Source organism: Sinorhizobium sp. GQ132 (genome assembly GCF_059758575.1).
The window spans coordinates 87,000-110,933 of record NZ_JCAXDX010000006.1 but is presented as its reverse complement, the minus strand read 5'-3'; the positions used below and the strand labels follow the sequence as shown (position 1 = coordinate 110,933).

Here is a 23,934-nt window from a genome sequence, read left to right as displayed (position 1 = left end):
CATGGAATGGGACTGGGAATTCGTCCGCCAGATCATGCCGACCCTCATCGAGGGGCTGAAGATCACGATCCTCGCGACGGCGCTCGGCTCGGTGGTCGCAGCGGTGATCGGCCTTGTCTTCGCCATCCTGCGGATGACCGCACCGGCTCCGATAGCGCGTGTCACGAGCTTTGCCGTCGAGTTCATCCGCGGAACGCCGCTGCTCGTGCAGCTCTACTTCATCTTCTATGTGCTTCCCGACATCGGAATCCGCCTGCCTGCGCTGGTCGCCGGCGTCATCGGTCTCGGCATCCACTACGGCACCTACGCCGCCGAGGTCTATCGTGCCGGCATCGAGAACGTGCCGCGCGGACAATGGGAGGCGGCCAAGGCGGCGAACCTCACGACCCGGCAGACCTGGATACACGTGATCCTGCCGCAGGCGATCCCGCCGATGATACCGGCGCTCGCCAATTACCTGATTGCCATGTTCAAGGAGACACCCCTGCTTTCTGCAATCACGGTGCTCGAACTGATGAACCAGGCAAAGAGCATCGCCAACAGCAATTATCGCTATATCGAGCCGATGACGCTGGTCGGCGTGTTCTTCCTGATCATGAGCCTGATCTCGGTCTTCTTCCTGCGCTGGCTCGAAGAGCGTTATTCCCGGGTGGAGGAGCGCTGATGAGAACCCCTGTCGCCCTCTCGCTTGCGGGGCGCAGACCGCGTCTCGACGACCGGCCGCTCGACAAGCGGATCGGTCTCGTCATCCTCGCCACGGACCATACGACGGAAGTCGATTTCCAGCGCATCGTCGCGTCGGACCGGATCGGGGTCTATGTCACCCGTATCCCCTACGCCAATCCGGTGACGCCGGAGAATCTGCGGGCGATGCAGCCGTCGCTCACCGAAGCGGCAGCCTTGATCCTGCCGGACGAGACGCTGGACGTCGTCATGTATTCCTGCACCTCGGCTTCCGTGGTCATCGGCGACAGGGAGGTGGCTGCGGCGATCAAGGCCGCAAAGCCGGAGGCGGCCGTCGTGACGCCGACGGCTGCCTCGGTCCAAGGCTTGCGTGCATTGGGCGCAAACAGGATTTCGGTGCTCACCCCTTACACGATCGAGACCAGCCGGCCCATGGCCGACTATTTCGCCGAGCGCTGCTTCGCAATCGACAGGTTTACCTGCCTGGGTCTTACCGACGACCGTGAGATGGCGCGGATCAGCCCGAAGGAGATCGTGGCCTTCGCAAAGGATGCGGCAGCGCCGGAATCGGACGCGCTCTTCATTTCCTGTACTGCCGTTCGCGCGGCAGGCGTCATCGCCGAAATCGAGCAGGCGATCGGCAAGCCCGTCGTCAGCAGCAATTACGCCACCGCCTGGGCTTGCCTCCGCCTTTGCGGCGACCGGGAAGCACGCCCGCAACTCGGACGGCTGATGGAGCTGCCACTCGAGGGGGAAAGGCCGTGAGCGCTTCTCTCCCCGTGACGATCGACGACATCGAGGTGGCGGCACGACGCATTTCCGGCCGTGTACTTACGACGCCGCTGGCAATGTCGGGCTCGTTGAGCGAGCTCTGCGGCGTGCCCGTCGGCTTGAAGCTCGAGCACCACCAGACGACCGGAAGCTTCAAGCTGCGCGGCGCGACCAATGCGGTGCTTTCGCTTTCTGCCGGCGACCGTGCGCTCGGCGTGATCGCGGCCTCGACCGGCAATCATGGCCGGGCACTTGCTCACGCGGCAAAGGCGGAAGGCTCGCTCGCCACGATCTGCATGTCGCATCTGGTGCCCGTGAACAAGGTCTCCGAAATCAGACGCCTCGGCGCCAATGTGCGGATTGTCGGCAATTCCCAGGACGAGGCGCAGGAAGAAGTCGAACGGCTCGTTGCGGAAAATGGTCTCGTAATGGTGCCGCCCTTCGACCATCCGGCGATCGTCGCAGGGCAGGGGACGCTCGGACTCGAGGTCGTGGCGCAGATGCCCGATGTTGCCATGGTGCTTGTACCCGTCTCGGGTGGCGGGCTGGCGGCCGGGGTGGCGGCAGCCGTCAAGGCGCGAAGACCGGCGACGCGTGTCGTAGGCCTGACGATGGAGCGCGGCGCGGCGATGAAGGCGAGCTTCGCCGCCGGCACACCCGTGCTCGTCGACGAACAGCCGAGCCTTGCGGATTCGCTCGGCGGCGGCATCGGCCTCGACAATCGCGTCACGTTCCGCATGTGCCGGGACCTCCTCGACGACATCATCCTTCTGACGGAAGCCGAAATCGCCGCCGGCATGCGCCACGCCTATGCCGAGGAGCGCGAGATCGTCGAAGGGGCGGGCGCCGTCGGCATTGCGGCGCTTCTCGCCGGCAAGATCAAGGACGTCGACGGTCCCATCGCGGTCATTCTCTCGGGGCGCAACGTCGACATGGACCTGCACCTGCGCGTGATGAACGGCGAAACGGATCCATTCCGCGAGGAGACGGCATGACACGGATGAAGATACTGACCGAGGCGGAACTGCGCCGCATCGTGCCGCTCGATCGCGAAGCGGTTGCCTGCGTCGAGGATGCGTTCCGCGCTCTCGCCACCAAGGCGGTGGCTATGCCGCCCATCCTGAGGCTCGATATTCCGGAGCACCGCGGCGAGGTGGACGTCAAGACGGCCTATGTGCCGGGGCTCGACGGTTTTGCGATCAAGATCAGCCCGGGCTTCTTCGACAATCCGAAGATCGGCCTGCCGAGCACCAACGGCCTGATGGTGCTTCTGTCCAGCAAAACCGGGCTGGTGCAGGCGCTGCTGCTCGACAACGGCTATCTGACCGACGTGCGTACGGCGGCGGCAGGGGCGGTCGCGGCGAAACATCTGTCGCGGGAAGATTCCTCGGTGGCCGCGGTCTTCGGCGCCGGCATGCAGGCAAGGCTTCAGCTCGAAGCGCTCGCGCTCGTGCGCCCGATCCGGGAAGCACGCATCTGGGCCCGCGATGCGGCCAAGGCTGAAACCGCGGCCACTGCTTTTGCCGGGAAGCTCGGCTTTCCGATCAAAGCCGAAACCGATCCGAGAGCGGCCATCGCAGGTGCCGACGTCATCGTCACCACGACGCCGTCCGAGACGCCGGTCCTCAAGGCCGAATGGCTCGAGCCGGGGCAGCACGTCACGGCCATGGGTTCGGACGCCGAACACAAGAACGAACTGGACCCGCATGCGATCGCCCGCGCGACTTACGTCGCCGACAGCCTCAAACAGACACGCAGGCTCGGCGAGCTGCATCACGCGATTGCCGCTCATCTCGTGTCGGCGGAGGCCGAGTTCCCTGAACTCGGCCAGGTGATCGCCGGCCTGAAACCCGGACGCACGCGCGCCGACGAGATCACCATTGCCGACCTGACCGGCACCGGCATCCAGGACACGGCCATCGCCACGCTCGCCTTCGCGCGGGCCAACGCGGCGGACGCAGGCACCACATTGGAAAGTTGAGACCGGCACCCTGCAAGGGGCCGGAAGAACGAGGGAAGAGACATGACCCAACCCAACCTCAAATTCTCCCTTGGAGAATATGAAGCGCGGCTTGCGAAGACCCGAAAGGCGATGGAGGCGAAAGGCGTCGACCTCCTGATCGTGAGCGATCCTTCCAACATGGCCTGGCTCACCGGCTATGACGGCTGGTCCTTCTACGTGCATCAGGCGGTCATCGTGCCGTCTTCGGGCGAACCGATCTGGTTCGGCCGCGGCCAGGATGCGAATGGCGCGAAGCTGACTGCCTATCTCGATCACAAGAATATCGTCGGCTATCCCGACCACTACGTGCAGTCGACCGAACGCCACCCGATGGACTATCTCTCGGGCATTCTCGCCGATCGCGGCTTTGGTTCGCTCAGCATCGGTGTCGAAATGGACAACTACTGGTTCTCGGCGGCCGCCTTCGCCTCGCTGCAGAAACACCTGCCCAATGCGCGTTTCAGCGACGCCACGGCGCTGGTGAACTGGCAGCGTGCGGTCAAGAGCGAGACCGAGATCAAATACATGCGCAACGCGGCGCGGATCGTCGAAGCCATGCATCAGCGCATCTTCGACAAGATCGAAGTGGGTATGCGCAAGTGCGACCTGGTGGCGGAAATCTACGATGCGGGTACGCGCGGCGTCGACGGCATCGGCGGCGACTATCCGGCGATCGTGCCGCTTCTTCCTTCCGGCGTCGAGGCATCAGCGCCGCATCTCACCTGGGACGACCGGCCGATGAAGCGGGGCGAGGGCACCTTCTTCGAAATCGCCGGCTGCTACAACCGCTATCATGTGCCGCTGTCGCGCACGGTGTTCCTGGGTAAGCCGACCCAGGCCTTTCTGGACGCCGAGAAGGCGACGATCGAGGGCATGGAGGCAGGGCTTGCCGTCGCGAAACCGGGCAACACCTGCGAGGACATCGCGAACGCCTTCTTCGCTGTGCTGAAGAAATACGGGATCGTCAAGGACAACCGCACGGGCTACCCGATCGGTCTTTCCTATCCGCCGGATTGGGGCGAGCGCACGATGAGCCTGCGTCCGGGCGACAAGACGGAACTGAAGCCGGGGATGACATTCCACTTCATGACGGGGCTTTGGCTCGAGGATATGGGCTTCGAAACCACCGAGAGCATTCTCATCACCGAGAGCGGTGTCGAGTGCCTCGCCTCCGTGCCGCGCAAGCTGATGGTCAAGGACTGAGAGCATGAGGGAGCACCACTTGCGGCCGTCGCCGATCAGCGCGACGGTCGATTTCGAGGCCAATGGCGTCCAGCACGGCTTCCTGCGCCTTCCCTATAGTCGCGATGATTCCGCCTGGGGTTCGGTGATGATTCCGATTACCGTGGTCAAGAACGGGCAGGGCCCGACTGCCCTCCTCACGGGCGGCAATCACGGCGATGAATACGAGGGGCCGATCGCGCTCTTCGATCTCGCCCGCAAGCTGGATGCGGCCGACGTCGAGGGAAGGGTGATCATCGTTCCGGCGATGAATTACCCGGCCTTCCAGGCGCAGACGCGGACGTCGCCGATCGACAAGGGCAACATGAACCGCAGCTTCCCGGGGAGGCCGGATGGAACGGTCACCGAGAAAATCGCGGATTACTTCCAGCGTGTCCTGCTGCCGCTCGCCGACATCGTGCTCGATTTCCATTCGGGCGGGAAGACGCTCGACTTCCTGCCTTTCTGTGCGGCGCACATCCTGCCCGACAAGGCCCAGGAAGCGAAAGCTTTCGACTTCGTCCGGGCATTCGGGGCACCCTATTCCATGAAGATGCTGGAGATCGACGCGGTCGGAATGTACGACACCGCGGCCGAGGAGATGGGCAAGATCTTTATCACGACGGAGCTCGGCGGTGGCGGTTCGGCGACTGCCCGGACTGCTTCAGTCGCAAAACGCGGCGTAGCGAACGTGCTGAGGCATGCCGGGATACTCAAGGGCGAGATCGAGGCGGAACCCACCAAATGGCTGGACATGCCCAGCGACGATTGCTTCGCTTTCGCGGAGGATGGCGGTCTCGTCGAGTTCCTCATCGACCTTGGCGAAGCGGTCGACCGCGGCGCAGTGATCGCGTGCATCTATCCGATCGGACGCACCGGTGTCGCACCGATCGAGGTTCGAGCCAAGATGGATGGCGTTCTGGTGGCCCGACATAACCCCGGGCTGATCAAGTCGGGCGACTGCTGCGCAGTCCTGGGTGTCGAGGTATAGATCTAGTCCAGCCCGGAGTCGTAGGACTTCTTGCAAGAGACCCGTCTCCGGACTTGCTCCGGACGGCGGGTCTTTGCTTATCTGCGAAGCGCAAGTGCGGCCTGCACGATAATTGGGCATGACGTGGCGGGCGGCCCAATATTTGGCCATCACGGCAAAGTGCATGAAACCCGGGCCGGCTAATCTTTTGAATTCTCTCCCGCCTTGTGCGGATTTCGGTTTGGCACGCTGCTTGCATCCAATGTTTTGAGCCCGAGCAAGCCACCGGTGGCGCCCAATGTCGCGCGCCATGAGCAAGGTTGCCGGAGAGGATCGACGCGCCCCTTTGGGTGAGTGCGATGCCTGTTCGCGGCTATTCCCATGATCAACGACGCGTATCGCGCGAGCTATCGCGCAGGGAGATATCATGTCCGCTCTTCACCAGACGCAGTCGACCTACAAGGGCGCATCAGGACGCGCCTTGTGGGTCTCAACGGGTGCATTTACGGTCTGTTTCGCCATATGGACCATTTTTTCGATCATCGGCGTGCGCATAAAGGATGAACTCGGCCTGAGCGAAGCCGAGTTCGGCCTCCTGATCGGCATGCCGATCCTGACCGGTTCGCTCGTCCGCATCGTGCTGGGCATCTGGACCAGCCGCTATGGCGGCCGCCTCGTCTACACGCTCACCATGCTGGCGGCCGCACTCGCGACCTTCCTGCTCGCTTATGCCACGACCTATCCGCAGATGCTCCTCGCAGGACTCGGCGTCGGACTGGCGGGAGGCTCCTTCGCCGTGGGGGTCGCCTATGTCTCGCCTTTCTTTCCGCCGGAAAAACAGGGCACGGCTCTCGGGATATTCGGTGCCGGCAACGTCGGAGCCGCGGTCACGAAATTTCTGGCGCCATTCGTTCTCGTCGCCTTCGGCTGGCAGGCGGTCGCGCAGGTCTGGGCGGCCGCGCTCCTTCTCACGGCGGTTGTCTTCTGGCTCTCGACGGAAGACGATCCTCAGTTCCGTGCCCGCCGCGATGTTGGTGCACCCAGGAAGAGCTTCCTTAGCGAATTCGAGCCACTCAAGAACGTTCAGGTCTGGCGCTTCTCGCTCTACTACTTCTTTTCCTTCGGTGGTTTCGTGGCGCTCGCGCTCTGGCTGCCGCGCTATCTCGTCGGCGTTTACGGTTTCGACATCGAGACCGCGGGCATGATCGCCGCCGCCTATTCCATTCCCGGCAGCATCTTCCGCGCCTATGGCGGCGCCTTGTCGGACAAGCTCGGGGCCCGCAAGATCATGTATGCGATGTTCGCCGTGTCTGCCGTCGCGACCGCCATTCTGTCGATACCCGCAGGTGGGGCCGGCGGTGCGATGCCGATCCTGGTGACCCCGGTCGTCTTTGTCGTCGTAACCTTCGTGCTCGGCTTCGTCATGAGCCTCGGCAAGGCGGCGGTCTACAAGCACATACCCGTCTATTATCCCTCCCATGTGGGCGCCGTCGGCGGCATCGTCGGCATGATGGGCGGGCTCGGCGGCTTCGTCCTGCCGATCGCCTTCGGCTTCCTTAAGGATGTGACCGGCCTTTGGTCCAGCTGCTTCATGCTGCTCTTCGTCATCGTAGCCGTCTCCATGGTCTGGATGAATGTCTCGATCCGGCAGATCAAGCGCGAGGCCGACCGAGGTGTCCCGGCCGGCGCGCTTGTGCGATAGCCGTTCGGATCGTCGCTCCGCCGGGCCGTCGTGGTTCGCGGATCCATGCGTCGCGATATCCACTTCCCCTGCAGGGACGCCAATTCCCTGCCGACTGCCCGGCATTCTGCCGGGCATTTTTTATGGAAGGCGGAACTTGTCGTGAGGTGGCCAGCGGTCACCGTTGACACGAACGCAAGCACGAGTAATGTGGAGCGATTGGTATGACCACTTGGCCACCTGGCCGCAGGTCGCCGCAACGGGGATCATGATGTTCTCTGCCGTGGAATCGCGTCGCCTCTATCGCCAGGTGGCGGATCAGATGCGAGCCCTGATCGAACGGGGCGAACTGGCGCACGGGTCGCGGCTTCCGGCGGAGCGCGAGCTGGCGCAGATGTTCGGCGTTTCGCGACCGACCATCCGAGAAGCGCTGATAGTGCTCGAAGTGGAAGGCTTCATCGACATCCGCATGGGGTCGGGCATCTATGTGACGGCGCGTCCGGCGCCGGCGGCCGATGCGCCGCCCGAGGATTTCGAAGGCCCTTTCGAACTGCTGCGGGCCAGGGCCGTGGTCGAATGCGCCATCGCCGAGGAAGCGGCGCGGCTGGCACGCCCGGAGCATATTTCCGTTCTCGACGACAATCTTGCCCGGATGGCCGCCACACTCGAGGATCGCCGCCTCGCGCTTGCGATCGATCGCGAGTTTCACGTCATCGTTTCGAGCATCATCGCCAATGCGACTCTGAACCGCTTCGTCGGCAGTATCCACGACATGCGCATGACGCCCTATTTCGAAAAGCTGGCGAGCTATTTCGAAAACACCGAGACCTGGCGGGCTGCGATGGAGGAGCATCGCGTCATCCGCGACGCGATCGCGCTCGGGGATCCCGCCGCCGCGCGCGCAGCCATGCGGGCGCATCTCGACCAGTCTCAGCTTCGCCTGTCCGCAAGCTTCGATGAGGAGCCGTCAGACAGCACGATACCCGCCGCGTGGAGGCGCGTCGGGCGGTAATCCACACAGCGACGACTTCACTTTGGGAGGAGGAAAAAGATGACGATCAGACTGTTGACGCTACTCGGTGCCACCGCGACGATCCTGGCATCGGCCCTATCGGCTCATGCCCAAACGGCGCTCAAATGGGCCCATGTCTACGAAACGTCGGAGCCGTTCCATACCGAGTCCGTCTGGGCGGCGGAAGAGATCGCCAAACGCACCGAGGGGCGTTACAAGATCGACGTGTTCCCGGCGTCGCAGCTCGGCAAGGAAGCGGATATCAATCAGGGCCTGAAGCTCGGCACCGTCGATATCATCATTTCGGGCTCGAGCTTCGCCGCGCGCGATTATGCGCCGATCGGCGTCACCTATTTCCCCTATATCTTCCGCGACCCCGCCCATATGATCGCCTATACCAAAAGCGACGTATTCAAGCGTCTGGCCGCGGGATATGAAGAGGCCTCGGGCAACCACATCACCGCCGTCACCTATTACGGTACGCGCCACACCACATCGAACAGGCCGATTGCCAAATGCGCCGACATGCAGGGCCTGAAGATGCGTGTGCCGGACGTTCCGGCATATCTCGCCATGCCGCGGGCCTGCGGTGCCAACACCACCCCGATCGCCTTTGCCGAGGTCTATCTCGCGCTCCAGAACGGTACCGTCGAGGCTCAGGAAAATCCGCTGACGACGATCGAGGCGAAGAAGTTCTTCGAAGTGCAGAAACATATCGTTCTGACGGGCCACATCGTCGATCATCTGAACACGGTCGTTTCGAAGAACCTCTGGTCGCAGCTCTCCGATGCCGACAAGCAGATCTTCACCGAGGTGATGCAGGAGGCCGCCGTGCGTGCCACCAAGATCATCGAAGAGCGCGAAAAGGAGCTCGTGGCCACCTTCAAGGAGCGTGGCATCGAAGTGACCGAGGTCGACAGGGCCGACTTCGAGAGGACCGTCAATGAAAAGGTGAAGCTCGAAGACTTCGGCTACAACAAGGAAGACTGGGAGGCCATCCGCGCCATCAAGTGAACCACTCTCGCCGGCTCGCCCTCCATGGCGGGCCGGCGTTTCGTTTTTCCAGACGCCGGATGATGCCATGTCCCAGGAAGTCCATTTGCAAACGACGCCCGAAGAAATCGCCCATGCCTTCGAAGAGGCTCCGCCAGCCGCGGATCTCTCCAACTATGCCTTCGAGGATTGGGTGACGCTCGCCGTCTTCTGGCTGATGGCCGGATGCGTGTTCCTGCAGTTCTTCACGCGTTACGTGCTCAACGACTCCTATGCCTGGACAGAGGAGATCGCCACCAACTGCCTGATCGGCGTCGTGTTTCTGGGCTCCGTCATGTGCGTGCGGCTGTCGCGCCACATCCAGGTCGACGTGCTCTACCATTATCTGCCGCCGACCGTCGCCCGTACCCTGGCGATCTTCGTGGATCTGGTGCGTATCGTCTTCTTCGCCTATGCCTGCTGGCTGATGTGGCGCTACGTGGCGATCGTCGCCCACGAACGTATGGTCACCGTCGACCTGCCGCGCAACATCGTCTTCTATAGCGTGATGGCCGGTTTCGTTCTGATGCTGATCCGCTCCGTCCAGGTCTTCGTGGCCAATCAGCGCCGCGGCTATTCGGTTCTCGAAAAGCCCGAAGAATTCCACAAGGTCGAGGACTGATCCCCATGCTCCTGCTCGTCGGTTCCTTTCTCGTCCTCATGCTGGTCGGCGTTCCCGTCGCCATCTCCATGGCTGCAGCGTCGGTCCTCTATCTGGTTTCCTACAATGTCGCGCCCGACATCATCGCGGCGCAGCGGATGATTGCGGGCGTCGAAAGCTTTCCGCTGCTTGCGGTGCCCTTTTTCATCCTGGCCGGCAACCTCATGAACTCCGCCGGCGTCACCGGCCGCATCTATTCCTTCGCGGTCGCCCTCGTCGGCTGGATGAAGGGCGGGCTGGCACAGGTCAACATCGTCGGCTCGGTGATCTTCTCGGGCATGTCGGGCACCGCGCTTGCGGACGCCGCGGGCATCGGGACGATCGAGATCAAGGCGATGAAGGATCACGGCTATCCGGTCGAAGCGGCGGTCGGCGTTACCGCCGCTTCGGCGACGCTTGGTCCGATCTTCCCGCCGTCTCTGCCCTTCGTCATCTACGGCATGATGGCGAACGTCTCCATCGGGGCGCTGTTCATGGCCGGTGTCGTGCCGGGCGTGGTGATGACGGTGCTGATGATGCTGACGGTGGCGATCTTCGCCTATAAACGCGGCTGGGGCTCGGATACGCCTTTCGAAATGAAGCGGCTGCTTGCGGCTTCGCTCGAGGTCGTGGTCGTGCTTGCCGTTCCGCTTCTCATCTATCTTCTGATGGCGGCCGGACTGTCGATGAACCTTGCGGTCGGCATCGCACTCGTGGTGCTGCTGGCCCTCGACTGGTATTTCGACTTTTCCGCCGTCATGGCGCTGATGACGCCCATCATTCTGATCGGCGGCATGACCATGGGGTGGTTCACGCCGACGGAAGCGGCCGTCGCCGCCGTGATCTGGTCGCTGTTCCTGGGTCTGGTACGCTACCGCACGATGACGATGTCGACGCTCGCCCGCGCGACCTTCGACACGATCGAGACGACGGCATCGGTGCTCTTCATCGTCACGGCGGCGTCGATCTTCGCATGGCTCCTGACGGTCAGTCAGGCCGCGCAGATGCTCTCCGGCGCGATCCTGACGATCACCGACAACAAATGGGTTTTCCTCATCCTGGTGAACCTTCTGATGCTGTTCGTCGGCTGTTTTCTCGATACGATCGCGGCAATCACCATATTGGTGCCCATCCTTCTGCCATTGACCGCCCAGTTCGGAATCGATCCCGTGCATTTCGGCCTGATCATGACGCTCAACCTGATGATCGGCCTGCTTCACCCGCCGCTCGGCATGGTGCTTTTCGTACTGTCGCGGGTGGCAAAGCTCTCGGTCGAGCGGACGACCATGGCGATCCTGCCATGGCTTGTGCCGCTGTTCATCGCTCTCATTCTGATCACCTTCGTTCCGGCTGTGGTATTGTGGCTGCCGCAGTCCGTGGGACTGATCCGCTGATGTCGGGAGCACACATGCGCACACGCCTTGCCCGGCTTTACGGCCCACGCGATCTTCGGCTGGAAGTCGCCGACGTTCCTGCGCCGGGGGATGGCGAGGTGCTGTTGAAGATGGCCGCAGGCGGCATTTGCGGCTCGGATCTTCACTATTACCAGGAAGGGGGATTCGGGCCCGTACGGGTTCGTGAGCCGATCATACCCGGCCACGAGGCCTCGGGCCGCGTCGCGGCGCTCGGGGCCGGCGTCTCCGGCCTTGCTATCGATGATCTGGTGGCGGTCAATCCGAGCCAGCCTTGCGGGACCTGCCGCTTTTGCGGCGAAGGCCTCCCGGTCCACTGCCTCGACATGCGCTTCCTGGGCAGTGCAATGCGTCTCCCCCACACGCAGGGCATGTTCCGCGACTGGCTGGTGGTTCCGGCCGTCCAATGTCATCCCGCGGGCTCGCTGGTCAGCCCCGGCGAGGCAGCCTGCGCCGAGCCGCTGGCCGTCTGTCTTCACGCGGTCGCCCAGGCCGGCGAGATCCGAGGAAAGAAGGTACTCGTCACCGGAGCGGGGCCTATCGGCGCGCTCGTGGTGGCGGCGGCGCGCCATGCGGGAGCCGATGAGATCGTCGTGACGGATCTGGCCGATGCGGCACTCGACAGGGCGAAGGCCATGGGCGCGACCCGCATCGTCAATGTCCGTCGCGATCCGGCTGGACTTGCCGTATACGAGGCCGATAAGGGCCAGTTCCACGTGGCCTTCGAGTGCTCGGCAGCCGAACCTGCACTGCGCAGCGCGGTCGCGGCAGTTCGGCCGCGCGGCACGATCGTACAGGTCGGCGTGACGGGCGAAATCAACCTGCCGCTCCATTCGCTGGTCGGCAAGGAATTGCGGCTCGTCGGATCGCAGCGGTTCGACCGAGAATTCGCCATTGCCATCGCGCTCATCTCTAATCGCCGGATCGACGTGCGGCCGATCATGTCCCATCAGTTTCCGGTCGACGAGGCGGTTCGGGCCTTCGAGCAGGCCGGCGATCGATCCGCTGCATGCAAGGTGCAGCTGACATTTCTTTCCTGAGGAGTTCACATGCGACATACATGGCGTTGGTTCGGGCCGGTGGACCGGGTGAGCGTTCAAGATGCAGCGCAAGCCGGTGCGCACGGGATCGTCAGCGCGCTGCACCATATTCCGACCGGCGACGTCTGGCCCGTTGAAGAGATCGGCAAGCGGCAGGAGGAGGTCCGCGCAGGCGGGTTGGAGTGGGAGGTTGTGGAAAGCGTGCCCGTTTCCGAGTCCATCAAGACCCAGACCGGTCCTTGGCGCGAGCACATCGCCAATTGGCAGGAAACGCTGCGCCGTCTTTCATCCGCCGGCATCCACACGGTTTGCTACAATTTCATGCCGGTCCTCGACTGGACCCGCACCGATCTGCGCTGGACCGCGCGCCACGGCGCCAAGGCGATGCGCTTCGACCGCATCGACTTTGCGGCCTTCGACCTCCATCTCCTTGAGCGGCCGGGCGCTTACGAGGACTACGACGCGCCGACGGTGGAGGCGGCCGAGCGGCGGTTTCGTGAAATGACCGAGGAGCGGCGGCTCGCGCTCTCCCGCAATATCGGCGCGGGGCTTCCCGGCTCCGCCGACGGCTACAGTCTGCCGCAGCTTCGAGAGCATCTGCGCACCTATGACGGCGTCAGTCGCGAAAAACTGCAGCGTCACCTGGTAGAGTTCCTCGCGGAAGTGACGCCGGTGGCGGAACGGGCGGGCATCAACATCTGTGCCCATCCCGACGATCCGCCCTGGGCGCTGCTCGGCCTGCCGCGCATTCTCTCGAACGCCGAAGATTACGCCTTTATGCTGCGGGAGGTCGACAGCCCGGCCAATGGCGTCACCCTCTGCACGGGTTCTCTCGGCGCCCTTGCCGCCAACGATCTGCCGGCCATGGCCCGCCAGTTCGCGTCCCGAATTCATTTCGTCCACCTGCGCAACGTCCATCGCGAGGAGGAACGGACACCCTGTTCCTTCTACGAGGACGAGCATCTGGAGGGCGACACGGACATGGTGGCCGTCATTGCCGAACTGCTCAAGGAAGAGCAGCGGCGGCGCGCCGCCGGACGGTCGGACCACCAGATTCCGATGCGGCCGGATCACGGGCAGGAGATTCTCGACGATCTCTCCCGTGGGGCCCAGCCCGGCTATCCGGCGATCGGCCGACTGAAAGGGCTCGCAGAATTGCGCGGCATAGAGAGGGCTCTCTCGCACGCGACGTATGGTCTGCCTGCCGCGAGAAGTTGATCCTTGCGCCGTAGCGTCCGGAAACCGGTCCGACAAGATGGATCGGCCGCGGCTGCGTGCCCGCAGCCGAGTTCAACCCTTAGCCATCTTTCCGCCGGAATCACGCAAATTAACTCTCTGCAGTCGTGCGCCATTGACCGCGACACGTTCCGCGATAATTTTTCTGGGAATGGCAGGGTTGCATCGAAGATAGCGAACTGTAGCCTCAGGGGCTTGCTCGGGCGACACGGAACGGAAGGAAAGGCGAGGATGCCGGACGGCGATACGACACTGCCTGCTTCATCTTCCGTCGAGTCCGACTTTTTCGCCGGTTCCGACGAACTTGTCTCGCTTTATGACGCGAGTTTTCAGCTCGTCGAATGCACGCCGCGGCACAGACAGACCTATGCCGTTGATTCTCTCGTCGAGGCGTCCCTTTGGTACATCTATCCGGAACTGCTGGCGCCCGGACCGAAGTCCGCCGTCGAATTCGTCGTCGCAAGCGGATTGCCGCGAACCGTCGAGATTGCCCATGCATCGACCGGGAGCCGACGCACGCTCGTCATTTTCCGCAGTGCGCGCGGCATCGGGGTCGTCGAAGTTGAAAGCAGTTCCACCTACCGCGAAGCGTTCAGTCAGGGCGAGAGCGACCGTGCTCTTCTCCTGCATCAGGCGACCCATGACGTTCTCACTGGGTTGCCTAACCGGCGGCAGTTCAGCGATCAGCTGCGGGGCGCATTGCCTGTGCCGAACGGCGTCCGATTGGCGCTCATGCAGATCGACCTCGACGATTTCAAGCCGATCAACGACACATTGGGACACGGGGCAGGCGACGCCGTTCTCAAGATGGCGGCGGACCGGATCAGGAGCGTCCTGAGGGATCGGGAATTCGCCTACCGTCTGGCCGGGGACGAGTTCGCGGTCATTCAGTGGAGGGCCGATCAGCCGAGCGAAGCAGAACGTCTGGCAGACGCACTGATCAACGCGTTCAAGGAACCGTTCACGGTCGAGGGCATCAACGTCTTCGTCGGAGCAAGCGTCGGAATTGCCGTCGCGCCGGCGGACGGCAACGAGGTCGAGCAACTGATGAAAGCTGCCGATATCGCGCTTTATGCTGCGAAGAAGGACGGTCGGGGCCGGTCAAGCACGTTCAGCCGCTCGATGCTCATGGTGCTGGAACAAAGGGAAATGTTGCGCCGAAGCTTGCGCACCGCCCTTCAGGAGGGGCAGTTCTTCCTTGAATATCAGCCCTTGGTGAAGCCCTCCTCGGCGGTGGTCGGCTTCGAAGCTCTTTTGCGCTGGCGTCACCCGCTGGTCGGCATCATCCCTCCGAGTGTCTTCATTCCGATGGCGGAAGCCGACGGTTTGATGAGCGACATAGGGCGATGGCTGCTGGAGCGGGCGTGCCGGGCTGCCATGGACTGGCCGTCCCACTTCACGATCGCCGTCAATCTCTCTCCCGCCGAATTCCTTCACGAGGGGCTTACGGACCGCGTGGCCCAGACGCTCGACCTGGTCGGCATGCGCGCAGACCGTCTCGAGCTCGAAATCACCGAGTCGGTGCTTCTGGAGCGTACGACCAACAACCTCGATACGCTCAATACTTTGAATGTATTAGGCGTGCAGATTTCGCTTGATGATTTCGGCACCTTCTATTCGTCGTTGAGCTACCTGAAGAATTTCCCCTTCGACACGATCAAGATCGACCAATATTTCATCAGGGACCTGGAAAGGGACGAGAAGAGCCAGACGATCGTGCGCTCCATCATCGCGCTCGCCCACGGCCTCGGCATGGATGTTACCGCCGAAGGAGTGGAGACCGCGGAGCAAGCAGCCTGGCTCAGGAATGAAGGCTGCGATCGCCTGCAGGGATATTTTTTAGGGGTGCCTATGCGCGCGGAAGCGATAGCCGACTTTCTCCGCAAAACGCCGGCCATCCCTGCGGCAGGTCTTCAGCGAAGATGAGCGGGTCAATGCCGGAATTATTTAGTATAGCCTTTGAATCTCGTGGCGTTTTTGCGTAAGGGAGGGAGCCGCATGCACGGAGCCGAGAACCAGCCCACGGAAGCCGCTTTCGAGCCCTTGCTCCAGTTCGAGATGGAGATGGGCGCCTTTCTTTCCGATTGGAACCATTGCGATCAGCTGTCGACCTTCATGGCGCGAATGATAAGTCACAATCGCACTGATCCCGTTCGCCACTCGAATTTCTTCTCGTCCGCCCTGAACGAACTCCTCGAGGTCTCGTTTCGCAGCGGCTCGCCCGACGGCCGGATCGGCTGTGCGGTTTATCGATGGGGGCCGACGGAGCGGGTGGAGCTTACGTTCCCGTGCCCGCCCGGGCAGAGGCAGTTTTATCGCGAGGCGGTGTCGAAGACCCGCGACGGCGACGCCCATGCGCGCTACCTTGATTCCATCTCCACCGATCTCGCACCGAGTCGCGAGGCCGTTCTTTTGGACTTGTCGATCAATTTCGATGCCGACGTCCGGCTCGACGAAAGCGATCCGCCATCGATCAGGCTTGTCGTGGATCTGCCTCTTGAAGGAGTGGTGAGGTGAGTACGACAGCGTTTGCAGTTCCCTTCAAGGTGGAATTCGACCCGAATAGCCAGGAATTCGCTCTTTCCGGGGTGATGCGGCCGCGCTCGGCCGACGAGATTGCCGCATGCATATCGATGCTCAAAGGCGCAATCGAAGAGGTGCGGGGCGTTCTCTACATCAACGTCAAGCGCCTGGTACAGATGAACAACACGGCCTATCACGCCTTCGCGCGCGTCCTTCTCGATGCCTGTCGCACGCGGTCGGACATTCGCTTCGTCGTCGTGACCTCGAGCGTCGTGGGCTGGACCGAGCGCATGTTCGCCCATTTGAACAGGATCGAGCCGCAAGTGACCGTCGAGGTCTACGACTCGAAGTTCTATCCCGGGCAGAGCTTCGTGGAAAACACGAGCTTCATCCCGATCCTGCGCACGCAAACGAAAATGACCTGGCGCCACGAGCGCACGATCCTCCCGCGTCACGGCCTGCGCCCGGGTATGACGATGGCAGACATTTGTTGCGGCATCGGCGATTTCGCCATGCTGGCCCGAAAGGAGTTCCAGCCGGCACGCATCGTCGCGCTCGACCATTCAAAAGCGAGCCTCGCTTATGCACGCGATGTGGCGTCCGGTTTCGGCGTCACGGATATCGAATATACCTATGGCGATGCCTCCGAGATGCTGCTGGAGGATAACCAGTTCGATTTCGTCACCTGCCGCCATTCGCTGCAGATCTTCAATCAGCCGGACGTGCTCCTGAAGGAACTCTTCCGCATCTGCAAGCCGGGCGGGCGCGTCTATATAACCAACGAGAAAAATTCGCACTGTCTCGGCGAGCCGCGCGCACAGAGCATTCAATGGACCTACAACGAGGTCGCGAGGTTGTTCAGCCATTTCGAGATGGATGTGGAGCTCGGACCGAAGAGCAAGCGCTATCTTGTCGATGCCGGCTTTGACGATATCATCGTCGAATCGTTCATGGTCACCAATCTCGACGGAGACCCCCAGGACTTCGCCGATATCATCGCCGCCTGGGAGAATGTCTATGCCGGTGAAATGGCCGTAAAGCGCGGCGACCCGCCCGAGTTCATCGAACGTTTCCGGCAGGGTTTCCGGGACCACATATTCGCGGCCCTCCATCCCAAGGGTTATGCCGGCTGGCCGATCTGGGCCGCCTCAGGGCGCAAGCCGCTATGAGCCTGCCCGGGGAAAGCACCTCCCGATTGGGCCTGCGCTCTTTCCGCGCCAAGTTCGTGCTGGTCGTCGGAAGCGCGGTGCTTTTTGATCTGCTCGTGACCGGCGGTCTTGCGCTCTGGAACGTGCAGAGACTTTCCCGCGACGCGGCGGCGGAAGTCGGCCGCGGCCTTGAGGAGGCCAACCAGGACTATATCCGCTCCTATGCGGCAACCACGGCTGCTCGGGTCAACCTGCTGCTCAACCAGGTCCACTCCGATGTGGGCACACTGGCGGGGGTTCTTCAGGAGCAGATCGATCGGCCGGTGAGAAAGTCGGAAATCGGGGAGGCAATGGCGCGCGGCGCGCCGGGAACCGTGACGGTCGCGTACGATCAGAAAGGGGGATGGGCTCAGAACCTGCCGGGCCCTCCATCGGTCGTCAGCGTCTGGGGCTATCTTCTTGACCAGAATCACGTTCCGCTTCCCGACGTGCAGACGGACATCGAGAACAGCGCGGTTCTGGACCTTGTCGCGCCGAGCCTGCTCGCAAACGGTCAGTCGAAACTGCAGATGTACTATATCGGCCCGAAAGAGCGACCGATATTCAGGACTGCGCCCTACACTGACCAGGCCCAGACCTTCGATAAGCTCTACCCGGGACACAATTCGGCGGAGTTCTGGTCTTTCTTCTTTCCCGGGCTCTACGAATCTTGGGAACAATGGGTGCATGATCCGAAGTCACGTCCCGTGAATGGCGACGTCACTCAGACGGCGCCCTATACCGATGCGATAACCGGCAAGCTCATCGTGAGTTTCTTCCAGCCGCTGTGGTCGCGCGACCGCAGCCGTGTGCTGGGCGCTGCCGGCACGGATATCACGCTCGACCAGCTGGCCGAGATCGTCGAGAACGTCAAGGTTGCCGAGACCGGCTTCGGCTTTCTGACGATGTCAGACGGCAACGTCGTTGCCATCAATCCGGTTGGAGAAAAGATCATTGGCCTTCGGGCGTCGAACGCGGCTGCCAGCGGAGGTGTGACGGGTCTCGATCGCTCTCTCCGTCGCAGCGCCCAGCCGGAAATTGCGCAATTGCCTTTGGGCGAGGATGGCCTGCTCAAGCATATTTTCCTTGAGGAGAACGGCGAGAGGGTACCCTATCTGGTCGTGCTGAAACAGTTGCAGCCGACCAACCTTTGGGCATCCGGCCCGGTCCGCCGTGAAGCGATGCTGCTCGGCATCGCCGTGCCCGAGCGGGAAATCTACGCTTCGCTGTTTGCCGCCCAAGCCGGGATCTCGGAGGCGACAAACAGGATCTTGATTTATCAGGTCCTGGCGCTCCTCGTATCCCTGCTTTTCGTCATTGCCGCCGTATTTGCCATATCCAAGCGGATCACCGGCGGCATAAGCGCCCTTGCCAATGCCGCCAAGCGCATCGAGGCCAAGGACTATTCGGTGCGGGTCGACATTCCGACGCGTGACGAGGTCGGTGACGCCGGCGCCGCCTTCAATCGCATGGCGGAAGAGATCAGCTTCCACACCGAGAACCTCGAACAGCTGGTCGAGGATCGGACGAAAGAGATCGAGGAGGCGAACCTCCAGATATCAGCGCTGAACCAGCAGTTGCGCAGCGAGAACCTGCGTCTCGGCGCTGAACTCGCCGTTGCCCGCCATATCCAGATGATGGTCCTGCCGAAGGCCGGCGAGCTCGAGGAAATCGCCGAACTGGAGATCGCCGCCTATATGCGGCCCGCCGACGAGGTCGGCGGCGACTATTACGACGTTCTGAAAGACGGAAAGCGGCTGAAGATCGGCATCGGCGACGTGACGGGGCATGGTCTCGAGAGCGGCGTGCTGATGCTGATGGTCCAATCCGTAGCCCGCGCCTTGCAGGAAATGGGCGAGATGGAGCCGGCGCAATTCCTCAATCGCGTGAACCGGGCGATCTACAAGAATCTCGTCAGGACCAGGACCAACAAGCATCTCTCCCTGGCATTTCTCGACTATGACGGCGCGAGGCTGACGCTCTCGGGGCAGCACGAGGAGCTGATTGTCATCAGAGATCTGGAAAGGGTGGAGCGGATCGACACTCTGGATCTCGGTCTGCCCATCGGTTTGGAGCCGGATATTTCCGCCTTTGTCGCAACGCGCGAAATCTCCTTCGGTCGCGGCGACATGATCATCCTCCATACCGATGGCGTGACGGAGGCGGAAAGCGGAACCGGCGAACTCTTCGGTATCGAAAGGCTCTGCGAAAGCGCGCGATGCCGCTATGGCAGCAGCGCCGAGGACGTCAAGGCCGGTATCATCGAGGATTTGATGGCACATATCGGCACCCAGAAAATTCATGACGATATCACTCTGGTGGTGATGAGGCACAGGTGAGCGGATGACGACCTTATATGGACTGGAGGACCTTGCCGTCGGCACGGGCGAGAATTCGACGAAACTACGTCTCTTCGACGGCCCGCTCGATCTCGGCTGGAAGCATTGCGCGATGACGTCCGACTTCGTCGCCGAGTTCGCGGCTCTGCGCTACAAGACGTCCCGCGGCCTCTACAAGGAAGTCCGGCACAATGTCGGCTATCTGACCAACGAGTTGATAGAGAACGCCGTGAAATTCCGTGCAGGCGGCGAAATCGTCGTAGAGGCGGCGATCGCCTCCAACACGTTCCGAACCAAGATTTCCAATCTTGTCGACGAGGGCACGGCCGACAAGTTCCGCCATCTGCTTTCTGAAATAACGATAGGAGATCCGTCCGACCTTCTGATTGAGCGGATAGAGGCGAACGCAACAGGATCCGGCTCCGGTTCCGGCCTTGGACTTTTGACGCTCATGAGCGATTATGGTGCACACTTCGCCTGGATATTCGGATCCGGCGAAGCGGATGGCAAGATCCCGCTGGAAACCTATGCTTCTATCGCCATCCCCGACCTCTCGAATTGACGGACAACGAAAACATGGAAATCAAGGAAGACGAATATCGCGTTTGGTCGGAAGACAAGGACATCTATTTCGACGGGACGATGCGCTTGCCGAGCACCGAAGCCTACGCCCCGATTTTCTCCCTCGTAATGGATATGCTCGAAGCCGAGCCGGAGCGCATGACCGTGGATCTCACGGGACTGCAGTTCCTCAATTCCTCCGGAATCAACCTGCTCGCGAAGCTCACCATCGAAGCGCGCAAGCGGCCGAACATCCAGTTTACCGTTCGCGGAAGCTCCGAGTTCCCCTGGCAGACGAAGTCCCTGCCGAACCTCAAGAAACTCCACCCCGGCGTCGATCTGAGGCTAAGCTGAAGGGCGCTCCCCCAGTTCGAAGGCGTGCTGAGGGCATCACGGATACTGCACGCCGTTCGTTGCCGTGTAGATGGAATAGAGCGACCGGGTGGCCGTCATGAAGAGGCGGTTCTTCTTGGGACCGCCGAAGGTGAGGTTCGATACCGTCTGCGGCACGAGGATCTTGCCGAGCAGGGTGCCGTCGGGGTCGAAGCAATGCACTCCGTCGGCTGCACTGCACCAAAGATTTCCCGCCACGTCGAAACGGAAGCCGTCCGGATTGCCGTTGTCGATGGAACAGAAATAGCGGCCGTTTGCGAGGACGCCGCCAGCGGCGACGTCGAATACGCGAATATGGCGAGGAACCTCGTGCTTTGCAGATCCCGAGTCGGCAATAAAGAGCCGCGCCTCGTCCGGTGAGAAGGCGAGCCCGTTCGGCTGGATGAAATCGCTGACGACGGCCTTGATAGTGCCGGATAGAGGGTCGATGCGGTAGACGTTGCGTGTCGGCTGTTCCGGTTCCGCTTTGTGGCCCTCATAGTCCGACATGATGCCGTAGGTCGGATCGGTAAACCAGATCGAGCCGTCGGAGTGCACCACGGCATCGTTCGGCGAATTGAGCCGCTTTCCTTCATAACTGTCGGCGAGCACGGTGATGCGGCCGTCATGTTCCGTGCGGGTCACGCGCCGGCCGCCGTGCTCGCAGGAGATCAGGCGGCCCTGGCGGTCGCGCGTGTTGCCGTTTACGTAGTTCGAGGGGGAGCGGAAGACGGAAGCGCCGCCGTCAGGCGTCCACCGCATCATGCGTTGGTTCGGAATATCGCTCCAGATCAGGCAGTCGAGGTCGGAAAACCAGACCGGCCCTTCCGCCCAGCGGCAGCCGCGATAAAGTTCTTCGAGCGCTGCGCTGCGAACGATCAACGAACGGAAACGTTCGTCGCGAATTTCGTAGAGCGGATTGTCGGCCAATGCTGTTCCTCCATTTCCCGAGAGCCTTGGCGTGCGTGCGGGCAAATACCTCCGGCTGTAGGGTTTCACTTATAGTTTGACACCGGCCGAAGGGAACAGGCGCCACCCCCATCGCCTGCATGGATTTCCTCCAGCAGGGCATGAAGGCGCGATTTCGCCTGCTCGCTGCGTGACGCATTCCGCCAAGCCACGGAACAACTCCTGAGCCCAACGGGTTGTTTGGCGGAAGGGACGCATTTCGCATAACGGGAGAATGCCTGATGAAAGATCTGATCGTCAAAGGTGCCCTTGTTCTGGGTCTCGGGCTCGGCTGCTTTGCTGCTCCAGCAGCGGCGCAGAGCACGACCAAGAACAGCACCGTTACCGGCGCAGCCGGCGGAGCTGCTGCAGGTGCAGTCATAGGAGGCCCTGTCGGGGCTGCCGTTGGTGGTGTCGCAGGAGCAGTCGCGGGTGCGGCGCTCGACCCGCCGCCGCCGAAGGTAATCGAGTATGTAGAGGCTCAGCCGCTTCCGGCAGAGCCGGTCGTCGTTCAACAGGAGATCGTAGTCGGAAAGCCGCTGCCCGAGACGGTGGTGGTCACGCCGATCCCGGACGACACGCGCTATGCCTATGCGGTTGTCAACGAGAAGCGCGTCATCGTCGAGCCGAAGAGCCGCACGGTGGTGCAGGTCGTTCAGTAAATTATGGCTATTACACGCGTTCGAGCGGGAGAAGCCGCGTAGCCTTTCCTCTCCTGCTGTGAACCTCAAGCTTGCCCGGCGAGTATCCGAAGCCCGCCGGGCATTCCTATGACGCCGCGTTTTGCGTCAACACGCCCCAGGCGGCCATTGCGCCGTCGGCGACGTTTTTCAGCGCTTCATAGCTGCCGCCGTCGCGCGCGAGAATCGACATTCCATGTTGTACCGTCGCATAAAAGGTCGCGACGGCGCCGGCATCCACCCCATCGGGCAACTCGCCTTCGGCAATTGCAGCCTCCAGTCGATGGCGTAGCTTATCGATGTTTTCCGTGCGGTGACGGGTCAACGCTTCGCAGACCGCTTCGGGAATCGCTGCCTGGTGAAGTCCTCCGAGCGCTATCAGGCAGCCGTGCGGGGTATCCGGCTGAGAATAGGCTTCGGCTGTCGCGAAAAGGAATCTCTTGACCGCTTCCCTTGCCGTCGGCGCTGTCTCCAGCGGCTCCCAGATTTCGGTGCCGACCGTTTGCGCGTAGAGCTCCATTGCCTCCAGATAGAGCGCTTCCTTGCAGCCGAATGCGGCATAAAGGCTGGGCGCATTGATGCCCATGGCGGCGGTCAGCGCTGTCAGCGACGCGCCCTCGTATCCTTTCTCCCAAAACACCTGCATGGCGCGCATCAGCGCATCGGCCCGATCGAAGCTGCGGGGCCTGCCTTTGTCGGACATAGGATCAACTCTTTTCTGTAACGATCGATAAATATATCGCTTGACAGGCATTGGCAAGCTCGGGCAACATTTATGTATCGATCATTACAAAAATGGAGTTTTCCGATGACATCGATCAGTTTGGGCGGAAAGACCGCTTTCGTTACCGGCGGCAGCAGGGGTATCGGCGCGGCTATCGCCAAAAGGCTTGCTCTGGAGGGGGCAGCGGTGGCGCTGACTTATGTGAATGCGGCCGACCAGGCGCAGGCGGTCGTGTCCGAGATCGAGCAGGCGGGCGGTCGCGCCGTAGCAATCCGCGCCGACAACCGCGACGCCGAAGCCATCGAGCAGGCGGTTCGACAGACAGTGGAAACTTTGGGCGGGCTGGACATTCTGGTGAACAGCGCGGGCATCTGGCACTCGGCTCCTCTGGAGGAGACGACTGTCGCCGATTTCGACGAGGTAATGGCGGTCAACTTCCGTGCGCCCTTCGTGGCCATTCGTTCCGCGTCAAGGCATCTCGGTGACGGCGGCAGGATAATCACGATCGGCAGCAACCTGGCCGAACTGGTTCCTTGGCCGGGGATCAGCCTCTATTCGGCCAGCAAGGCTGCTCTGGCCGGCCTGACGAAAGGCCTGGCCCGTGACCTCGGACCGCGCGGGATCACCGTCAACATCGTTCATCCAGGCTCGACCAACACCGATATGAACCCGGCCAATGGCGACCATGCCGAAGCGCAACGGGAACGTATCGCCACCGGCAGCTACGGTGAGCCGCAGGACATTGCCGGACTCGTCGCCTGGCTGGCGGGGCCGCAAGGCAAGTTCGTCACCGGTACTTCGCTGACCATAGACGGCGGCGCCAACGCTTGATGCCGGAAACCACGACGATCATGACCGTGTCGATAGTCCATGACGCCCGAACAGGTGCCACGTGTGCG

At 62.1% G+C, this 23,934-nt stretch carries 23 protein-coding genes; 21 read left to right on the top strand and 2 right to left on the bottom strand.

Annotated features, from left to right (window positions below):
- The first annotated feature begins 1 nt into the window (after position 1).
- The 19 genes from ehuD (at position 2) to AC6CIG_RS17015 (ending at position 20,665) form a co-directional block, all read left to right on the top strand.
- Positions 2–664: an ectoine/hydroxyectoine ABC transporter permease subunit EhuD gene (gene ehuD / locus AC6CIG_RS17105; protein WP_018098471.1), complete on the top strand. Its 663-nt coding sequence runs from the start codon at positions 2–4 to the stop codon at positions 662–664.
- A complete protein-coding gene (gene eutA, locus AC6CIG_RS17100; RefSeq protein ID WP_498323117.1) occupies positions 664–1,449 on the top strand; it encodes an ectoine utilization protein EutA in 786 nt (261 codons plus the stop codon). The genes ehuD and eutA overlap by 1 nt, the downstream gene beginning before the upstream one ends.
- A complete protein-coding gene (gene eutB, locus AC6CIG_RS17095) occupies positions 1,446–2,450 on the top strand; it encodes a hydroxyectoine utilization dehydratase EutB (protein ID WP_018098473.1) in 1,005 nt (334 codons plus the stop codon). Before eutA ends, eutB begins: the two co-directional genes overlap by 4 nt.
- A complete protein-coding gene (eutC, locus tag AC6CIG_RS17090; RefSeq protein WP_018098474.1) occupies positions 2,447–3,436 on the top strand; it encodes an ectoine utilization protein EutC in 990 nt (329 codons plus the stop codon). Before eutB ends, eutC begins: the two co-directional genes overlap by 4 nt.
- A 42-nt stretch (positions 3,437–3,478) precedes the next feature.
- Positions 3,479–4,660: an ectoine hydrolase DoeA gene (gene doeA, locus AC6CIG_RS17085; RefSeq protein ID WP_411926252.1), complete on the top strand. Its 1,182-nt coding sequence runs from the start codon at positions 3,479–3,481 to the stop codon at positions 4,658–4,660.
- Between the two features lie 4 nt (positions 4,661–4,664).
- Positions 4,665–5,669 carry a N(2)-acetyl-L-2,4-diaminobutanoate deacetylase DoeB gene (gene doeB, locus AC6CIG_RS17080; RefSeq protein WP_498323114.1) on the top strand — a complete coding sequence of 335 codons (1,005 nt, stop codon included), beginning with the start codon at positions 4,665–4,667 and terminating at the stop codon, positions 5,667–5,669.
- Positions 5,670–6,075: 406 nt separating this feature from the next.
- Complete coding sequence (locus AC6CIG_RS17075) at positions 6,076–7,350, top strand: MFS transporter (RefSeq protein ID WP_018098477.1); 1,275 nt, start codon at positions 6,076–6,078, stop codon at positions 7,348–7,350.
- A 250-nt stretch (positions 7,351–7,600) separates the two neighbouring features.
- The gene (locus tag AC6CIG_RS17070) at positions 7,601–8,341 is read left to right on the top strand and encodes a FadR/GntR family transcriptional regulator (RefSeq protein ID WP_050563214.1); all 741 of its coding nucleotides are present in this window, start codon (positions 7,601–7,603) and stop codon (positions 8,339–8,341) included.
- A gap of 39 nt (positions 8,342–8,380) precedes the next feature.
- Positions 8,381–9,355, top strand: coding sequence for a sialic acid TRAP transporter substrate-binding protein SiaP (locus AC6CIG_RS17065; RefSeq protein ID WP_018098479.1), 975 nt, complete (start codon positions 8,381–8,383; stop codon positions 9,353–9,355).
- 67 nt (positions 9,356–9,422) lie between these two features.
- Complete coding sequence (locus AC6CIG_RS17060; RefSeq protein ID WP_018098480.1) at positions 9,423–9,995, top strand: TRAP transporter small permease; 573 nt, start codon at positions 9,423–9,425, stop codon at positions 9,993–9,995.
- A gap of 5 nt (positions 9,996–10,000) precedes the next feature.
- Positions 10,001–11,407 carry a TRAP transporter large permease gene (locus AC6CIG_RS17055; RefSeq protein ID WP_018098481.1) on the top strand — a complete coding sequence of 469 codons (1,407 nt, stop codon included), beginning with the start codon at positions 10,001–10,003 and terminating at the stop codon, positions 11,405–11,407.
- Positions 11,408–11,421: 14 nt separating this feature from the next.
- Positions 11,422–12,465, top strand: coding sequence for an L-idonate 5-dehydrogenase (locus tag AC6CIG_RS17050; protein ID WP_026168974.1), 1,044 nt, complete (start codon positions 11,422–11,424; stop codon positions 12,463–12,465).
- 9 nt (positions 12,466–12,474) lie between these two features.
- Positions 12,475–13,683, top strand: coding sequence for a mannonate dehydratase (uxuA, locus tag AC6CIG_RS17045; protein WP_018098483.1), 1,209 nt, complete (start codon positions 12,475–12,477; stop codon positions 13,681–13,683).
- A 249-nt stretch (positions 13,684–13,932) separates the two neighbouring features.
- Positions 13,933–15,627 carry a putative bifunctional diguanylate cyclase/phosphodiesterase gene (locus AC6CIG_RS17040; protein ID WP_018098484.1) on the top strand — a complete coding sequence of 565 codons (1,695 nt, stop codon included), beginning with the start codon at positions 13,933–13,935 and terminating at the stop codon, positions 15,625–15,627.
- Positions 15,628–15,699: 72 nt separating this feature from the next.
- Positions 15,700–16,218 (top strand): hypothetical protein, encoded by a 519-nt coding sequence (locus AC6CIG_RS17035; protein ID WP_018098485.1) that lies wholly within the window; start codon positions 15,700–15,702, stop codon positions 16,216–16,218.
- The gene (locus tag AC6CIG_RS17030) at positions 16,215–17,393 is read left to right on the top strand and encodes a class I SAM-dependent methyltransferase (protein WP_127711403.1); all 1,179 of its coding nucleotides are present in this window, start codon (positions 16,215–16,217) and stop codon (positions 17,391–17,393) included. Before AC6CIG_RS17035 ends, AC6CIG_RS17030 begins: the two co-directional genes overlap by 4 nt.
- Positions 17,390–19,750, top strand: coding sequence for a SpoIIE family protein phosphatase (locus AC6CIG_RS17025; RefSeq protein WP_018098487.1), 2,361 nt, complete (start codon positions 17,390–17,392; stop codon positions 19,748–19,750). The genes AC6CIG_RS17030 and AC6CIG_RS17025 overlap by 4 nt, the downstream gene beginning before the upstream one ends.
- A 4-nt stretch (positions 19,751–19,754) precedes the next feature.
- On the top strand, positions 19,755–20,312 hold the full coding sequence (locus tag AC6CIG_RS17020; protein ID WP_102762651.1) for a slr1658 superfamily regulator: 558 nt from the start codon (positions 19,755–19,757) through the stop codon (positions 20,310–20,312).
- A 14-nt stretch (positions 20,313–20,326) separates the two neighbouring features.
- The gene (locus AC6CIG_RS17015; RefSeq protein ID WP_026168975.1) at positions 20,327–20,665 is read left to right on the top strand and encodes a slr1659 superfamily regulator; all 339 of its coding nucleotides are present in this window, start codon (positions 20,327–20,329) and stop codon (positions 20,663–20,665) included.
- Positions 20,666–20,701: 36 nt separating this feature from the next.
- Here the strand turns inward: AC6CIG_RS17015 and AC6CIG_RS17010 are convergent, their stop codons facing one another.
- On the bottom strand, positions 20,702–21,613 hold the full coding sequence (locus AC6CIG_RS17010; protein WP_498323111.1) for an SMP-30/gluconolactonase/LRE family protein: 912 nt from the start codon (positions 21,611–21,613) through the stop codon (positions 20,702–20,704).
- A gap of 260 nt (positions 21,614–21,873) precedes the next feature.
- On the opposite strand from AC6CIG_RS17010, the gene AC6CIG_RS17005 reads away from it, so the two are divergent.
- Positions 21,874–22,293 (top strand): DUF1236 domain-containing protein, encoded by a 420-nt coding sequence (locus tag AC6CIG_RS17005; RefSeq protein WP_018098491.1) that lies wholly within the window; start codon positions 21,874–21,876, stop codon positions 22,291–22,293.
- A gap of 106 nt (positions 22,294–22,399) precedes the next feature.
- Here AC6CIG_RS17005 and AC6CIG_RS17000 read toward each other — a convergent pair whose 3' ends face one another.
- The gene (locus AC6CIG_RS17000) at positions 22,400–23,014 is read right to left on the bottom strand and encodes a TetR/AcrR family transcriptional regulator (protein ID WP_498323109.1); all 615 of its coding nucleotides are present in this window, start codon (positions 23,012–23,014) and stop codon (positions 22,400–22,402) included.
- A gap of 105 nt (positions 23,015–23,119) precedes the next feature.
- Between AC6CIG_RS17000 and AC6CIG_RS16995 the strand changes: the two genes are divergently transcribed.
- Complete coding sequence (locus AC6CIG_RS16995) at positions 23,120–23,866, top strand: SDR family NAD(P)-dependent oxidoreductase (protein ID WP_498323107.1); 747 nt, start codon at positions 23,120–23,122, stop codon at positions 23,864–23,866.
- Positions 23,867–23,934: the final 68 nt, after the last annotated feature.

Coding starts and splice junctions, on each gene's coding strand:
- ehuD (WP_018098471.1), top strand. CDS start 2: ATGGAATGGGACTGGGAATTCGTCCGCCAGATCATGCCGACCCTCATC.
- eutA (WP_498323117.1), top strand. CDS start 664: ATGAGAACCCCTGTCGCCCTCTCGCTTGCGGGGCGCAGACCGCGTCTC.
- eutC (WP_018098474.1), top strand. CDS start 2,447: ATGACACGGATGAAGATACTGACCGAGGCGGAACTGCGCCGCATCGTG.
- doeA (WP_411926252.1), top strand. CDS start 3,479: ATGACCCAACCCAACCTCAAATTCTCCCTTGGAGAATATGAAGCGCGG.
- doeB (WP_498323114.1), top strand. CDS start 4,665: ATGAGGGAGCACCACTTGCGGCCGTCGCCGATCAGCGCGACGGTCGAT.
- AC6CIG_RS17075 (WP_018098477.1), top strand. CDS start 6,076: ATGTCCGCTCTTCACCAGACGCAGTCGACCTACAAGGGCGCATCAGGA.
- AC6CIG_RS17070 (WP_050563214.1), top strand. CDS start 7,601: ATGTTCTCTGCCGTGGAATCGCGTCGCCTCTATCGCCAGGTGGCGGAT.
- AC6CIG_RS17065 (WP_018098479.1), top strand. CDS start 8,381: ATGACGATCAGACTGTTGACGCTACTCGGTGCCACCGCGACGATCCTG.
- AC6CIG_RS17060 (WP_018098480.1), top strand. CDS start 9,423: ATGTCCCAGGAAGTCCATTTGCAAACGACGCCCGAAGAAATCGCCCAT.
- AC6CIG_RS17055 (WP_018098481.1), top strand. CDS start 10,001: ATGCTCCTGCTCGTCGGTTCCTTTCTCGTCCTCATGCTGGTCGGCGTT.
- AC6CIG_RS17050 (WP_026168974.1), top strand. CDS start 11,422: ATGCGCACACGCCTTGCCCGGCTTTACGGCCCACGCGATCTTCGGCTG.
- uxuA (WP_018098483.1), top strand. CDS start 12,475: ATGCGACATACATGGCGTTGGTTCGGGCCGGTGGACCGGGTGAGCGTT.
- AC6CIG_RS17040 (WP_018098484.1), top strand. CDS start 13,933: ATGCCGGACGGCGATACGACACTGCCTGCTTCATCTTCCGTCGAGTCC.
- AC6CIG_RS17035 (WP_018098485.1), top strand. CDS start 15,700: ATGCACGGAGCCGAGAACCAGCCCACGGAAGCCGCTTTCGAGCCCTTG.
- AC6CIG_RS17025 (WP_018098487.1), top strand. CDS start 17,390: ATGAGCCTGCCCGGGGAAAGCACCTCCCGATTGGGCCTGCGCTCTTTC.
- AC6CIG_RS17020 (WP_102762651.1), top strand. CDS start 19,755: ATGACGACCTTATATGGACTGGAGGACCTTGCCGTCGGCACGGGCGAG.
- AC6CIG_RS17015 (WP_026168975.1), top strand. CDS start 20,327: ATGGAAATCAAGGAAGACGAATATCGCGTTTGGTCGGAAGACAAGGAC.
- AC6CIG_RS17005 (WP_018098491.1), top strand. CDS start 21,874: ATGAAAGATCTGATCGTCAAAGGTGCCCTTGTTCTGGGTCTCGGGCTC.
- AC6CIG_RS17000 (WP_498323109.1), bottom strand. CDS start 23,014: ATGTCCGACAAAGGCAGGCCCCGCAGCTTCGATCGGGCCGATGCGCTG.
- AC6CIG_RS16995 (WP_498323107.1), top strand. CDS start 23,120: ATGACATCGATCAGTTTGGGCGGAAAGACCGCTTTCGTTACCGGCGGC.